This is a genomic window from Rhodococcus koreensis, assembly GCF_900105905.1.
GTDB classification, from domain to species: domain Bacteria; phylum Actinomycetota; class Actinomycetes; order Mycobacteriales; family Mycobacteriaceae; genus Rhodococcus_F; species Rhodococcus_F koreensis.
Window position 1 is genome coordinate 1 of sequence record NZ_FNSV01000007.1, and the last position, 13,146, is coordinate 13,146.

10 protein-coding genes and 5 pseudogenes are annotated in these 13,146 nt (G+C 66.1%); 2 read left to right on the forward strand and 13 right to left on the reverse strand.

From position 1 onward, the window contains the following. Window positions 1-184: 184 nt before the first annotated feature. The 4 genes and pseudogenes from BLV94_RS46415 to BLV94_RS46430 all read right to left on the reverse strand — a co-directional run. On the reverse strand, window positions 185-1,654 hold the full coding sequence (locus BLV94_RS46415) for a tyrosine-type recombinase/integrase (protein ID WP_072951791.1): 1,470 nt from the start codon (window positions 1,652-1,654) through the stop codon (window positions 185-187). Window positions 1,655-1,758: 104 nt separating this feature from the next. After that, window positions 1,759-2,732: pseudogene (locus BLV94_RS46420) on the reverse strand (tyrosine-type recombinase/integrase); the annotation flags it as partial. 6 nt (window positions 2,733-2,738) lie between these two features. Next, complete coding sequence (locus BLV94_RS46425; RefSeq protein WP_072951824.1) at window positions 2,739-3,800, reverse strand: tyrosine-type recombinase/integrase; 1,062 nt, start codon at window positions 3,798-3,800, stop codon at window positions 2,739-2,741. Window positions 3,801-3,917: 117 nt separating this feature from the next. After that, window positions 3,918-4,928: pseudogene (locus BLV94_RS46430) on the reverse strand (IS256 family transposase); the annotation flags it as partial. A 166-nt stretch (window positions 4,929-5,094) separates the two neighbouring features. Here BLV94_RS46430 and BLV94_RS46435 point away from each other — a divergent pair. Further along, window positions 5,095-5,181, forward strand: a pseudogene (locus BLV94_RS46435) (DDE-type integrase/transposase/recombinase); the annotation flags it as partial. 99 nt (window positions 5,182-5,280) lie between these two features. On the opposite strand, the gene BLV94_RS46440 reads toward BLV94_RS46435, so the two are convergent. The 4 genes and pseudogenes from BLV94_RS46440 to BLV94_RS46455 all read right to left on the reverse strand — a co-directional run bounded on the left by BLV94_RS46440 (window position 5,281) and on the right by BLV94_RS46455 (window position 7,553). Beyond that, on the reverse strand, window positions 5,281-6,075 hold the full coding sequence (locus BLV94_RS46440; RefSeq protein ID WP_072949894.1) for a 2-keto-4-pentenoate hydratase: 795 nt from the start codon (window positions 6,073-6,075) through the stop codon (window positions 5,281-5,283). Further along, complete coding sequence (locus tag BLV94_RS51340; protein WP_072949892.1) at window positions 6,072-6,323, reverse strand: hypothetical protein; 252 nt, start codon at window positions 6,321-6,323, stop codon at window positions 6,072-6,074. The genes BLV94_RS46440 and BLV94_RS51340 overlap by 4 nt, the downstream gene beginning before the upstream one ends. Then, the gene (locus tag BLV94_RS51345; RefSeq protein ID WP_072949890.1) at window positions 6,320-6,640 is read right to left on the reverse strand and encodes a hypothetical protein; all 321 of its coding nucleotides are present in this window, start codon (window positions 6,638-6,640) and stop codon (window positions 6,320-6,322) included. The genes BLV94_RS51340 and BLV94_RS51345 overlap by 4 nt, the downstream gene beginning before the upstream one ends. Before the next feature lie 105 nt (window positions 6,641-6,745). Further along, window positions 6,746-7,553: pseudogene (locus tag BLV94_RS46455) on the reverse strand (2-keto-4-pentenoate hydratase). Window positions 7,554-7,616: 63 nt separating this feature from the next. Here BLV94_RS46455 and BLV94_RS46460 point away from each other — a divergent pair. Then, window positions 7,617-7,736: pseudogene (locus BLV94_RS46460) on the forward strand (VOC family protein); the annotation flags it as partial. A 10-nt stretch (window positions 7,737-7,746) separates the two neighbouring features. Here the strand turns inward: BLV94_RS46460 and BLV94_RS46465 are convergent. The 5 genes from BLV94_RS46465 to BLV94_RS46485 form a co-directional block, all read right to left on the reverse strand. Next, window positions 7,747-8,784 (reverse strand): glutathione S-transferase family protein, encoded by a 1,038-nt coding sequence (locus tag BLV94_RS46465; protein ID WP_072949915.1) that lies wholly within the window; start codon window positions 8,782-8,784, stop codon window positions 7,747-7,749. A gap of 330 nt (window positions 8,785-9,114) precedes the next feature. Further along, entirely contained in the window at window positions 9,115-10,311 is a 1,197-nt protein-coding gene (locus tag BLV94_RS46470; protein WP_072949887.1) for a luciferase domain-containing protein, read from the reverse strand. Continuing rightward, window positions 10,308-10,826, reverse strand: a complete 519-nt coding sequence (locus tag BLV94_RS46475; protein WP_072949885.1) for a VOC family protein — start codon at window positions 10,824-10,826, stop codon at window positions 10,308-10,310. Before BLV94_RS46475 ends, BLV94_RS46470 begins: the two co-directional genes overlap by 4 nt. Continuing rightward, entirely contained in the window at window positions 10,823-12,406 is a 1,584-nt protein-coding gene (locus BLV94_RS46480) for a 4-hydroxyphenylacetate 3-hydroxylase family protein (RefSeq protein ID WP_083395994.1), read from the reverse strand. Before BLV94_RS46480 ends, BLV94_RS46475 begins: the two co-directional genes overlap by 4 nt. 60 nt (window positions 12,407-12,466) lie before the next feature. Beyond that, the gene (locus BLV94_RS46485; RefSeq protein ID WP_143051532.1) at window positions 12,467-13,087 is read right to left on the reverse strand and encodes a flavin reductase family protein; all 621 of its coding nucleotides are present in this window, start codon (window positions 13,085-13,087) and stop codon (window positions 12,467-12,469) included. Between the last annotated feature and the right edge of the window lie 59 nt (window positions 13,088-13,146).

The following is a 13,146-nucleotide window of genomic DNA, read 5'->3' on the forward strand; positions in this document are numbered from 1 at the left end:
GCGTAGGCATCGACCGTTCCGGCCGAGTTCGCGCTGCCGTGCGGATGAATCAGCTCCAGGAGCCCGACTGCCAGATCACGCGCCAACCGAGGGTTCGGCAACCCCGCCAGGTCGAACTCCGCCCGGCTGCCGTCGCTGAACACACAGCTCAAGCCAAGCGGTTCGTCGGTCACTCTCGTCGGCATCACAGATCCCCGTCGGTGTCATGGTCGAATTCGGCGTCGGCTTCCCACTGGGCTGCGGTAGCATCGATGAGTCCGGCTGCCGCGCCCTCGGTTTCGTAGGCCTGCCGGTAAATCCGTGTGGTATCAAGACGCTTCAGGTATTTCTCGGTGGTCAACACGGTCGAATGCCCGAGCAAATCTCGCAGCACCAGCAGCGGATCGGCCTTGGTCAGGTAAAAGATCAGCGCCGCGTCGGCATCGGTGTGGCGCACCAGCTTCGCTGCCTGCCGGTAGTAGCCGGTCACCAGATATTCCAAAGTCTGCATCGAGAAGCAGTGACGAAGCCGGTGCGGGTGAACGTGCGGGAACCGCGGCTCGAACCGGGCCCGGATCCGGTCGGCGGTGCGCTCGAACACCGTCGCCCACGCCGTGAACGGTCCACCGTCGGCCTTGACCGCCAGCAGGCACGACCCGCCCTCCGGTGCCACGAGCCGCCGCCGCTCCGGCGGGGTCAATGACTCCCACGACCGGCGGATGCCGTTGATCCGGCCGCCGCGGGCGTCCGGTTCGCTCACGTGCATCGGCTCGCCCCACCGTCGTGGTGGCCGCCAGCTCGATTCGACGGTGACGGCTGCGCGATCGAGCTGCAGGTAGTCGTGCAGCCCGGCCAGGGCGTCGTAGGAGATCCAGGTGGTGCGGAACTTGCGGCCCTTGGTGATTCCCGCCGGCACCGGAAATGGGATCGGGATCGCCGTCCGCGCCGGCGGCAGTGCCGGGATCTCCCACGGCAGCAAATGCGTGAACTCGCCCAACCGCAACCCGGTCGCCAGCGCGAGATCACCGATCGCGGCGTTGCGGGTCATCTCCCGGCCCGCGAACCCGGTGTCGCGGTTGCCGTCCGGCGCCAGCCCCCGCAACCCTTTCCGGAACAGGTCGGTGAAGTCCGGCTCCAGATACTTGATGGTCACATGCGGTTTCGGGGTGCGGCGCACCGCCAGATTCACCCGCACCTCCCGGCCGGTCCCGGCGAAGACCGCCCGCGCCGACCGGTAGGTGAACGGTTCGGCAGACGCGAACCCTTCCTCCATCGCCCACCGGTAGAACAGCGACAGGATGCTCATGTGCTGGCCCCATGTGGTCGCCGCGAACCGCGACCGCGCCGGCCCCGCTGCGCGGTGCTCCGCATAGCGACTCAGCCCAGCTTTCAACCGTTCCCGGGTATCGAACAACCCCACGCCGTGTTCGGCGAGGAACTCCGCCCATTCCTTGACCGCCCGCGCGTAGTTCTCCCACGAACTCGGCGCCGGAGCCCCGCTGGCCGGAAGCTCCCGCAGCCACCGGTTCACCACGGACGCCTGCCGCGGCGCGGCCGGGCCGTCCTCGAACAACAGATCGTCATCGATGAGGAACGCCATCCCCTCCGGGATCACGGGACGATGCTCAAGGTCCCAGGACCGCCAGTCCAGCGACGAGAAGTAGCTCAAGATCATGGGCGCTGACAGTAGAAACACCACACGGCTCGGCGCAACAACCAAACCCCCAGGTCGCCCTCACCTTCGGGTCTAATGCAACACGGGAACTAAGCAGAGACAATATGCCGCAGCTGATGCGGTGTCACCACCAACGGTGCGCCGCCGGCGCCGCGCAGCCCGGACTGCTCGACGGCGGCGAGCAGCCCATTGCGCAGCCGGGTCTGGCCGAGGCGGCGGCCGTGCGCGACGAACAGGAAATCGGTCAAAGCTCCGGTCCGCGGATGCGGCAGCGGCCGGCAGACGCCGCGCCCGCCGCTCCACTCGTCCAACGCCGCGACCGTGGCCGCCGACAGCGGCACCATGCGCTCGGTCGCGAGTTTGCCCAGCGGCACCTTCAGCCAGGTCCCGGCCGGGCCGTAGTCGACGACGCTGCCGAGCTCGAGGTCGAGCAGTTCCCCGACCCGCAACCCCGCACCGCGGAGCACCGTCAACCCGATGCGAGCGAACGGATCCTCCAACCCGGCAACAGCGTTCATCACCACGCCGTCGACGTCGGGTGCCAGTGCGCGGGGCAAGGGTTGGTCGAGTTTGGGGACGTCGGCGGCGAAGACCAGCCGGCGCGGCGGTGCCTGCTCCCAGCCCCATGCGGTGATGTCGTCGAGCAGGTTGCGCAGGCTCAGCACCGTCGATTGGATCACCGCCATCGAGATGGTGCGTCCGGCGCCGGCGGCGGCGCGTTGCCCGCGCCAGGTGCGGGTGCGGTTCCAGACGAGGAAGCCCTCGATGTGACTGCGGTCGAGACCGTCGAGGGAGGTGACCTCGGGGTGGTGTGTGGTGAGATAGTCTGCGAATGGCAGCAGGTCGTTGATCAGTGATTCGACGGACTTCGGGCGAAGCACGCGGCCCGGACGGTGACATAGCGCAATAGCGTCTCGCGGATCGCGTCGGCCATCGGAACGTCGGCGAACCGTTGGCCATAGCTGCGGGCCCAGACGCGGCGCCGTGGTGGTGTGTCGACGATGCGGGCCTCGAACAGCACCTGCCGCAGACCCGCGATCCGATTGCGGTAGGCCCGGCGCGACGACGGTGGAATAGCCGGTGGTCATCGCCGTTCCCCGGCGAGACTGGCCCGGGCGGCGCCGTATTCGGCGGCGAGCTGCTCGATCGACAGGTGCACGTACTCGGCGGTGGTCTCCGGGGACGCGTGCCCCATCAACTCCCGCAGTACCATCAGATCGATTCCCGCGGAGGCGAGTTCGGTGCCGTAGGTGTGTCGCAGCCGGTGTGGACGCACCCGACCCGCGCCGGACAGCTCTCGGTGCCGCCGAAACAACGACCGCAGCCCGGCCTCGGTCACCGGCGCCCCCAGCGTGGGGCCGCGCAGCACCACAAAACATTCCGGTGTCGCCAACCCCGGTGGCCGCTCGAGGCGCAGATAGGCCGACAGTTCGGTGAAGAACACCGCATCGACCGGCACCACCCGCTCCTTCGAACCCTTGCCGAGCACCCGCAGCCGACGTCGACCGAAGTCGACCTCCGCCAGCCGCAGCGACCGCACCTCGGCGCTGCGCAGACCGCCGAGCAGCATCGCCCACACCATCGCCCGGTCCCGATGGGTGCGCAGCGACGAGACGAACACGTCCACCGCGTCGGCGTCGAGGGACTCGGGCAGCAACCGCGGCTGGCGCACCAGCCGGCCTCCGGCCCGGGGCCGGCCGGGCCCGAGATGCCCGAGCAAACCCCGCCCCGACGGACGTAACCCCTGCCCGCGCCGGGGTGAGGGCACCGGATTGTCGGCGCGCACCCCGGTCATCACCAGGTACTCGAACAATGCCCGCACCGCCGCGACCCGCCGGTTGATCGTCGACGCCGCCGTCGTCCGCTGCCGGCCGTTCCTCGGTGCTGCACCGGGTCGGGGATCACGGCGCACGCCCTGCCAGTCGATCCACTCGAACACGGTCACCGGCGTCACCGCCGCCAATCCGACATCGCGGTCGATCAGGAACCGCGCCAGATTCAGCATATCGAACGCATACGCCCGCACCGTCGCCACGCTGAACGCCCGCCCGGCCAGATGCTTGAGGAACGCGTTCGCCGCCGCGCAACCCTCCCACTCGCCGTCGACCACATAACCGTCGCCCGCCGTCTGCACCCGAACGGCCATCGTCTGCTCCTCTCGTGAATCGAGCCGCCACCGTCAGCATGCGCCCCATCCGGGCGGCGGCCCCGGACCTCACGCCGCGGACAGAATCGTGTCGCCCGAGAGCCGGTTAACCGATCTCGGGTTGTTCGACCAGATCTTCTGCCAGTGCGCTTTCGGGAACGCCCGGAACGCGAGCACGTCGTGCTTGGCGTCGCGCATCATCGACGCGACCTTCGGAAAGGACTTCGCCAACGTGTCCGCGACCTGATCCCATTGCGCGGCCACAGCCTCGGGATCGGTGTGAGCGAAGATCGTCTTGATCGCCGCCATCACCGGCGGCACCTGCTTCGACGTCACCGCAGACCCGACGTTGCGCATGAAATGCACCCGGCACCGCTGCCACGACGCTCCGGTGAACTGCTGCGCCACAGCAGCTTTCAACCCGGAATGCGCATCGGAGATCACCAGATGCACCCCCGACAACCCCCGTGCCTTCAACCCGACGAGGAACTCGCGCCAGAAATCGAACGACTCACTGTCGCCCACCGCGGTCCCCAACACTTCCCGGGTCCCGTCGATCGACACACCGGTCGCCACGACGAGGGCATGAGAGACCACATGAGCGCCGATCCGCACCTTGCAGTAGGTCGCGTCGAGGAAGATGTACGGAAAGGTCGTATGCGTCAATGTGCGGTCCCGGAACCGGGCGATCTCGGTGTCCAGTCCGGCGCAGATCCGTGAGACCTGCGACTTGGAGATTCCCGATTCGACTCCGAGTGCGGTGACGAGATCGTCGACGTTGCGGGTCGAGACGCCGTGGACGTAGGCCTCCATGATCACCGCGTACAACGCCTGATCGATCCGCCGGCGGCGTTCGAGCAGGCTGGGGAAGAACGAGCCGGACCGCAGTTTCGGGATCTGCACTTCGACGTCTCCGCTGGTGGTGGCGACGGTCTTGGATCGGGTGCCGTTGCGATAGTTGGTGCGCTCAGCGGTGCGCTCGTAGCGGCCGGCGCCGAGGGCTTCGGTGGCTTCGGCGTCGATCAATGCTTGCAGTCCGGTTCGGATCAGTTCGGCGAACACGCTCGCCGGGTCGGCGCCCCTGAGTGCATCGAGCTGGGTGATCAGGGCAGAATGGTCGTGGGTCATCGCGTGGTCCTTTGGTCGAGTCACTTTGGTCGGTAACTCGTTCATCACTACGCGATGGCCCACCCACACACTCGGAGCGACACGCCCGAGCTGCGGCTACGCTGCCCCACCGAATTCACACCACGCCGTGGGACTTACCCTCTTTATGAGGATCGATGGCGAAGAACGCTACTTGTGGCGGGCGGTCGACCAGCACGGCAATGTGCTCGACATGCTGGTGCAGTCCCGCCGCAATGCCAAGGCGGCCAAGCGTTGCCACTCAAGTTCATGGCGGAATAGCGCCCCGGCCACAGATCGCAAGGGGTCTCTTGCAGTATGCGACGAGGCGTTTCGCATCGCTCCATCGCTGTCATCACTCGCCAGCGACTGCGACGGACCCTAAGTGGGTGAATTCGGCGACGATCTGCTTGCCGGGTTCGACGAAGACGGCGTCGGTCATGCCGCCGGTCAGCACGATCCAGCCGGCTTCGAGTGCGAGCCCGCGATCGGCCAGGGCGTTCGCGGCGAGCGCGAGAGCTTCGGCCGGATGGCCCTGCACTGCGGCGCCCGTCGCCGAGTCCACGACCGTGCCGTCCACTGACAGCACGCAGGCCTCGAGTGCGAGGTCGAGGTCGCGCGGGTCCCGTTCGACGCCACCGATGACGAAGCGGGACGATGACGCGTTGTCGGCGAGAACATCGGGCAGGGTGAACTTGAAGTCGGTGAAGCGACTGTCGATCACCTCGATGCCCGCGTAGACGGAACGGACGGCCGCCATCGCGGTGGCGGCGGTGACCCCGGGACCTTCGAGACGTTCGCCGAGTACGAAGACGATCTCGGGTTCCACCCGCGGATGAATCAGCTCGCCGGTAGGGATCGGGACGCCGGCCTCGAGCACCATGCCGTCGGTCAGCCACGCGGTGAGAGGCGACGTGATGCCCATCCGCTGCTGCTTCGCACGGGAGGTGAGCCCCAGTTTCACGCCGATGATCTTCTCGCCCTGTGTCACCTTGCGGGCGATCAGCGCGGCCTGCACCTGGTAGGCGGTGTCCACGTCGAGTTCGGGCCAGTCGTCGCTGATGGGGTGGCGGTCGGTTCTGGTCTCCTCGGCGCGGAGGAGGACCTCGGCGGCGGTGTCGACGTTCCACGCGGTGGTGTCGGTGCTCATACGGTGAATGCTTCCTTCTGGTTGGCGCGTTGTCCGGCGAGTTCGATCGCGACGTCGATGATCATGTCTTCCTGCCCGCCGGCGTAGCCGGCTTCGCCGACGCGGGCGAGGATCTCGTGGGCGGGGACGCCGTAACGTCCCGCGGCTCGTTCGGCGTGGAAGAGGAACGAGTTGCACATCCCGCACTTGCCCTGAATGATCGAATTCCGATCCGCCACGGGCAGTCTGGGGGTGAACGGCTTCGTCACTTTCGCGGCGACGCGAGGACGGCGTCGGTGTCCACCCTGGTTGCTACACCGAGGCGTTCGAATGCGCCGGCGAGGATCTCCGTGGGCGAGTGTCCTGCGACTGCACCCAGAGCGCACGAGGTGCCATCGATCTGCCGGGCGCCCGCCTTCACTCCGGCGATGGAGTTCGCGACACCGAGCGACAGATTTGGTGCGCCTGCACCCCGACCTGCGCGTCGGAGTGAGTTCGGCCACGAGGACGGCGACGCGGTCGGCCACTCCGTCGGGCAGCAACGCGCCGGCGGAGTCCACGACGTAGACGCACCGGCATCGTCCATGATCCGGGCCTGTCTCACGAGGTTCGCCGACTCGGTGGTGTGTTGGAGTTTGACGAGGAGGTCGGTGCCGATGTTGCCCGGGACCGACGATCGCTGCTGTAGCCACTACTTCTCCTTCGATTCCGCGAAATCGGCGGTCACGCTGCCGAGTCCGGCGAACGTTGCGGTCACGGAGTCACCGCCGGCGACCGGGCGGCCGCGGTCACCGATCCCCGCATGATCACCGACCCGGCCTCCAGGGTGATGCCGAGCGGGCCGACGGTGTTCGCCAGCCACACCAAGGCGTTGAGCGGAGACCCGAGCGCTGCGCCGCCGGCGCCCGTGCCCACCATCCTGTCCGCCTTGGTGGACAACGCAACCCATGGTGCGCAGGGACAACCCCGACTGCGTGAGCTGCGACAGCCTCACCGGCGTCGACCCGAGGACGACACCACCGGACGACGCATTGTCGGCGGTGGTGTCGGCGAGCGTGATCTTCCAGTCCCGGATCCGCGAATCGATGATCTCGAGCGCCGGGAGTGCGTAGTCCACCGCGGACGGGGCATCCGCGGCGGTGACTCCGGGACCGGTCAGCGGCTTCTTCAACACGAACGCGATCTCGGGTTTCACCTTGGGGATGATGAAGCGGTCCAACGGAATCGGCAGCGATTCCAGATAGAACATGTCGTCGGTCAGGTGGCCGTAGTCCGGCTGGTCGACACCGAGCTGACGCTGCATCACCGCCGACGTAAGTCCCACGTTGTGTCCCCGGATCCGGCGACCCTCGCCGACCCAGTGGCGCACCTGATGCAGCTGTACCGCATACGCCTCGTCGAGCGTCATGTCGGGGTGAATGTCGGTGAGCGATCGGCTCACGGTCGTCATATGCGGTGAGCAGGGACCTTGCGATCAGTGCCGGATCGAGCTGTGTCATGAGTTCGAATACCTTCGTGTGGCTGGATCGGATTGCGGAGTCGACCACGTGTTGAGTTGTACCGTGGCCGCCGGTGCCACGATCGTCCGTGGACTCCGGGACGAGGACTACGGCTCGCGCGGATTCACCTGCCGCGACCCCGAGGGCGTGTTCTGGAGTTTCGGCACCTACGCCGGCGCCTAGACTCGCCCGATCACACGCCGTGCCCGGCCGGGACCTCCTCGCCGGGCTTCGGCGGAGGCGGCGGGGCGCCGTCCCCGAACGGCCTGCCGCCCAACCCTTCACGGCCGTGCGGCGTGAGCCAGCCGGACAGATCGGGGCCCTTCGGCACGATCTGCGTGGGATTGATGTCGGTGTGCACGATGTAGTAGTGCTGCTTGATCTGGGTGAAGTCGATGGTGTCGCCGAACCCGGGCGTCTGGAAGAGGTCGCGCGCATAGCTCCACAGGACGGGCATCTCGTCGAGCTTGTTCCGGTTGCACTTGAAGTGCCCGTGATAGACCGCGTCGAACCGTGCCAGGGTGGTGAACAGCCGCACGTCGGCCTCGGTGATGGTGTCCCCGACGAGGTACCGGCGGTCGGTCAGCCGCTCCTCGAGCCAGTCGAGGCGGGCGAACAGGCGGTCGTAGGCGGACTCGTACGCCTCCTGGGATCCGGCGAAACCGCACCGGTACACACCGTTGTTCACGTCGCGGAACACGAGGTCGGCGACCTCGTCGATCTCGTCGCGCAGCGGCCCGGGGTAGAGGTCGGGCGCGCCGTCGCGGTGGTACCGCGTCCATTCCGACGACAGGTCCAGGGTGATCCGGGGGTAGTCGTTGGTGACCACCTGCCCGGTGGGGACGTCGACGATCGCGGGCACGGTGATGCCCCGCGGGTAGTCGGGGTAGCGCGCGAAGTACGCGTCCTGCAAGCGCGGGATCTTCAGTACGGGGTCGAGTCCGCCCGGGTCGAGATCGAAGGTCCAGCTGCGCTTGTCGTGGGTGGGGCCGCACAGCCCCATCGACAACACGTCTTCGAGCCCGAGCAGCCGCCGGACGATGATGGCGCGGTTGGCCCAGGGGCAGGCGCGGGCGGCCACGAGTCGGTAGCGGTCGGGTTCGACGGGATAGCCGTCGCGGCCGTCGGCCGTGATGCGGGTGGGGATGTAGTGCGTGTCGCGCGTGAACTCGGCGCCGGATTCGACGTAGGCGCCTTCCGTGCCGTGCGGTTCTGCCGTTCGGTCTGTCATGGTCGACTCGTCCCGTCTTTCGATGTCTCTCAGTGTCTTCCAGTTGTCGATGGGTGCGGTCACATGACCCGGAGACTGGGGATCGGCAGCGATGGAGTCTCGCGGCGTCCATGATGCACGGTCATAACCGCTGTGCTGCGCGCGGCGGACCAGTAATCTGTCAGGTCGCGAGGACGCGTGGGCGGACATCGGAATCCCTGAATGAGGTTGCTCAGTACCTTCCAGGTCGTCCCAGAGTTTCGGTTGACCTCCGGTGGGGATGGGCCCCTCAGAAGGCCATTCCAACCGGAGGAGTTCTTCACCACACCCGATTTACGTCATTGCGCGCTGCTAGAGTGGACGGAGTTCATCGTGTACCCCGTGCCCGGTCTTGGTTGCGAAGGCATGGCTTGCGCCGACGATCCCGGTCACCACATCCAATTCGGCGGTGTCGCGGGGTCCGTAGATCAAGACCATGCCCTCCGACAGTCGAAGGCCGGCCAGCGGGTGGGCCACCGCCCACCCCTTCTGCAGGGCATCGACTGCAAGAGCGGGCGGGAGCACGATGTGCATGCTGCCGTCGAAGTGAGGATGAAGGTGGGCGAACTCCCCCACTGACGGAACGATGAACGCCTCCTGGCCGCCCCGGGCATCCTCAGGTCCAAGCTGCAGGGCCCGCGCACCGGGGACGGAGATCTCGCTGGGCGCGGTGGTGACACCGGGGAGTCGCCGGATCCGCTCGAAGAGCTTCTCTTGAAGTTCCGGCGGGGCGTTCTGCGTCTCCTGCTGCTGCGGTGTGGTGACGCTGATCTCCGGCGCCGGCCCAACGCGGTGCGGGAGTGTGCCGTCCGGCAGCGTCGGCCAGTACGCCTCCCTACCGGAAGTGCCGCCGTGTTCGTCCGTCGGCCGCGTGATGAAGTTCAACCGTTCGGACACCCACCACCCAAGGGCACGGATGGTGCGTTCGGTGAGCTCATGGCCGGTCGGTTCGCGTTCCGCCCACAGCGGGGAGCCGCTGTACTTGACGAGGTATTCCCATGTCCACTCCTGCAATTCGGGAGGGATGACGGTGTCGTGGAGGCCGTGAACCAGGAAGATTGGGACTCCGGTCAAACGTCCCGGGGTGAGGGGCAGGCCGACATCGAACGGGAGGGTTCCGTAGAGCAGGCCGGCACCGGTGAACCGACTGGGGTCGGCCAGCAGCAAGCCACCGGCAAAGGCTGAGCCTCCACTGAACCCGACGAGAATGACGGGTTGTTTCGGTGTCGTGACGGAGTCCAACCAGGATCGAAACCAGGACATTGTCGCGGTGAGACTCTCCTGGATCGGGCGGCCGATTCCTCGATTCGCGAACCAGGCAAACCCGCCTCCCTCCGACAATGGGGCGCGGACAGCCACGTACCGCGGACCCGGTGGGAGGAACGACACCAGTGTGCCCATGGCGGCCTCGTCGCTGCCTCGCCCGTGTAACAGCACCACGAGTGGGGCCGAGGGGTCCGTTGAGCCCCACTCGGCGACGACCGGCGCGGGGAATTGCTTGGCGGTCATAACTGTTCCTCTCGCGCGTGGGCCGAGTACCGCTGCGCGGTTGCCACCCCTGCCCAGCGTTCCACTTCCGCTTCGAGATCCAACGGTTCGACGGGCGCGCCGAACTCGTACGTTCCCCATTCTTCGCGTGGCAACATCCACATCACTTCGAACTCGTTGCCGTCGGGGTCGAAGCCGTAGATGCTTTTGGTGGCGCCGTGGCTCGACTCACCATGGTAGGCATTTGACCTCAGGAGTGCGTCGCGTGCCTCCGCCAGTTCGTCGATGGTGTTGACCTGCCAGGCGAGGTGGTAGAGGCCGGTGTGGCCCGAGGCGGGGCGCCGGGCGCCAGCCCCGAGACCGAACAACCCGAGGTCGTGATGGTTATCCGAATCCTTCGCTCGCAGGAAAGCCGCATTGGCTCGAGGTTCGCGGGCAGCCACCGCCAATCCGAGAGTCGTGCCGTAGAAGCTGATGGCCCGCTCGAGGTCACTGACGAACAGCACAGCGTGATTCAGGCCTCGCACCGCGATCATTGGATGGCGACCGGGGCGTTGGTGGTCCACGGAACCGATGACCACGCCGGATCGGTGAAGCCGTCCAGGTCGTACTGGCTCATGCATTCGTCGACCATGGACCTGAACTGGTCGCTGAGGCCCCTGTGCTCGGCGGCGCTCCACGTCTCGATCCGGTTGGCCTCGTAACTACCGGCAAAGGTGCGTTCGTGGATCTCGGTTCGACCACCGAACTCGGTGCTGAACATGTCCCAGATGATTCGCATGAGCTTCACCCGCTCCTCGGCGGTGCCCTTCGAGGCCTTCCAGTACTGATCCAGGTAGCCGCGGATCACCGGATTCTTGAAATCCTTGGCGGACGAGGGTATCTGGATGAATGATCCAGCCAGGATGTTCAGGAAGACGGTACGGGCCTTGGTGAAGGTTTCTCCATAGATCTGGCGCCATTGCATCCCGTATTCGGTGTTGGGAAGCAGGTAGCCGCCCGGACCGGGGTGGGCATCGGCGATCATGCCGGCGTTCAATCCCCAGATGCCGTGCCGCAATCCAATCAGCTCGCCCACCTGGGCCTGTACGCCGCGGAAACCGCTCATGCCCTGCATTTCGGTCGCCTTGAGCAGGAGACCACAGATGAAGTCGAGTTTCACCGCCGTGCGCACTGCGGCGTGGAAGGTAAAGCGCTGAGCGAAGCCGCGCGAGAACAGGCCATTGACCGCCTCCGGGCTTCGATACGCTGTCACGTTCTCCCATGGAACAAAGACATCGTCGAACACAAGGCCGAGGTCGGATTCATCGAATCTGCTCGAGAGCGGGTAATCGAAGGGGGATCCCACCTTCTTGGCCAAGCTCTCATAGGATCCGCGTCCGATGAACTTCACGCCGGGCGCGTTCATGGGTAGGAAGAAGCCCAGTGCGAAGTCGGCTTCGTCGTCCGCGAGTCCACCCGCGGGGATGTACTGACTGACGTAGGTGACCTGACTGAAGGCGGCACCAGTGGAAATCATGCGCGCGCCACGAACCACGATGCCGTCCTCGCGTTCCTTGACGACGTGCATGTACACGTCGCGTTGTTCGGCCGGACGCTTGGACCGGTCGCCCGCTGGGTTGAGCAAGCTCAGGTTCACGAACGCTACTTCGTCGGTGACCTTTTCATACCAGCGGCGCACGTTACCTGCGTACTCACCGTAGAAATCGGCGTCTGCGGCCAAGGATGCGACCAGGGCGGCCTTGTAATCCGGCCCACGAGAGAGGGCCCCAAAGTTCATGCGAGCCCACTCCGCGATTGCGTCTCGCGCCTGGTACAGGTCCTCTTTGGTTTCTGCCATCTTGTAGAACTTGTGGGTGCGTGTGTTGCGCTCGGTGACGTAGGTCAGGACGTCCCGTCGCTTTGGATCGTGGAGCGAGTCGTACATGCGGGCGTAGCTACGGGCACTGGTGGCGAATGCCGGGTGAGTGGTGACGTCGTTGATCTCTTCCCCGTCGAAGTAGATGACGCGGCCGTCCCGAAGCGATTCCAGGAACTCAGCGCCAGTGGGTGGCTCTTTGACGTCGGCCGGGGAAGCCACGCCGGTGTCGGCCTGTGGGTTTGTTGATGTGGACATGAGATACCTCCATGGGTTGTGCCGGTGAAGCGGGTTTAGGGGTCAGAGTGGGACGATTGTTCAGGCCATGCGGAACCAGTCCGATGTCCACCCCGACTCGGCCTTCTCGAGTCGGTTGAGATCCCGCAGGTCGTCCTCGGCCAGTACGAGTCGACCGAAGCGGCCGGCGTAGTAGAGCAAGGGCTTGCGTTCGTCGTAGGCGGCAGCGGCGCGGACGTCGGCGATGAAGATGGTGTGCGTGCCACCGGTCGTTCTGGCGGTGACCGAGCATTCGAAATTAGCCAGGCAGCCGGTGATCACCGGCAGTCCCAGTGCGCTGGTGTACGTCTCGACTCCCGCGAACTTGTCGTCGGAGGGGCGAGAAAACTGTCGCGCCAAAGGTTCCTGACTCTTGGAGAGCACGTTGACGACGAAACTGTCGGCCGTGCTGATCGCTTCGTGAGTTGGAGCTTCCCGATTGACGCAGAGGACCAGCATCGGAGGATTCAGGGAGAGCGCGGTGACAGCGCTCGCGGTCATTCCCTGGTTGGTGCCGCCGTGGCTGGTGGTGATAACCGTTACTCCGCTGGCGAAACGACTGATGGTGCGTCGGAACAATGTGCTGTCGGCGGTCTTCATCTCGTTCTTCTCCCTCTGTTTGTCGTCGTCGACGATCTCCACCGTCAGCCGTTCATCCGCCATCGAGTGCAGCGCCGAACCGAGCTGCGGCAATGGGCCGTGAAACTCGAGTCGCGGCTACG

Coding starts and splice junctions, on each gene's coding strand:
- BLV94_RS46415 (WP_072951791.1), bottom strand. CDS start 1,654: ATGATCTTGAGCTACTTCTCGTCGCTGGACTGGCGGTCCTGGGACCTT.
- BLV94_RS46425 (WP_072951824.1), bottom strand. CDS start 3,800: ATGGCCGTTCGGGTGCAGACGGCGGGCGACGGTTATGTGGTCGACGGC.
- BLV94_RS46440 (WP_072949894.1), bottom strand. CDS start 6,075: ATGAGCACCGACACCACCGCGTGGAACGTCGACACCGCCGCCGAGGTC.
- BLV94_RS51345 (WP_072949890.1), bottom strand. CDS start 6,640: ATGGACGATGCCGGTGCGTCTACGTCGTGGACTCCGCCGGCGCGTTGC.
- BLV94_RS46465 (WP_072949915.1), bottom strand. CDS start 8,784: ATGACAGACCGAACGGCAGAACCGCACGGCACGGAAGGCGCCTACGTC.
- BLV94_RS46470 (WP_072949887.1), bottom strand. CDS start 10,311: ATGACCGCCAAGCAATTCCCCGCGCCGGTCGTCGCCGAGTGGGGCTCA.
- BLV94_RS46475 (WP_072949885.1), bottom strand. CDS start 10,826: ATGATCGCGGTGCGAGGCCTGAATCACGCTGTGCTGTTCGTCAGTGAC.
- BLV94_RS46480 (WP_083395994.1), bottom strand. CDS start 12,406: ATGTCCACATCAACAAACCCACAGGCCGACACCGGCGTGGCTTCCCCG.
- BLV94_RS46485 (WP_143051532.1), bottom strand. CDS start 13,087: ATGGCGGATGAACGGCTGACGGTGGAGATCGTCGACGACGACAAACAG.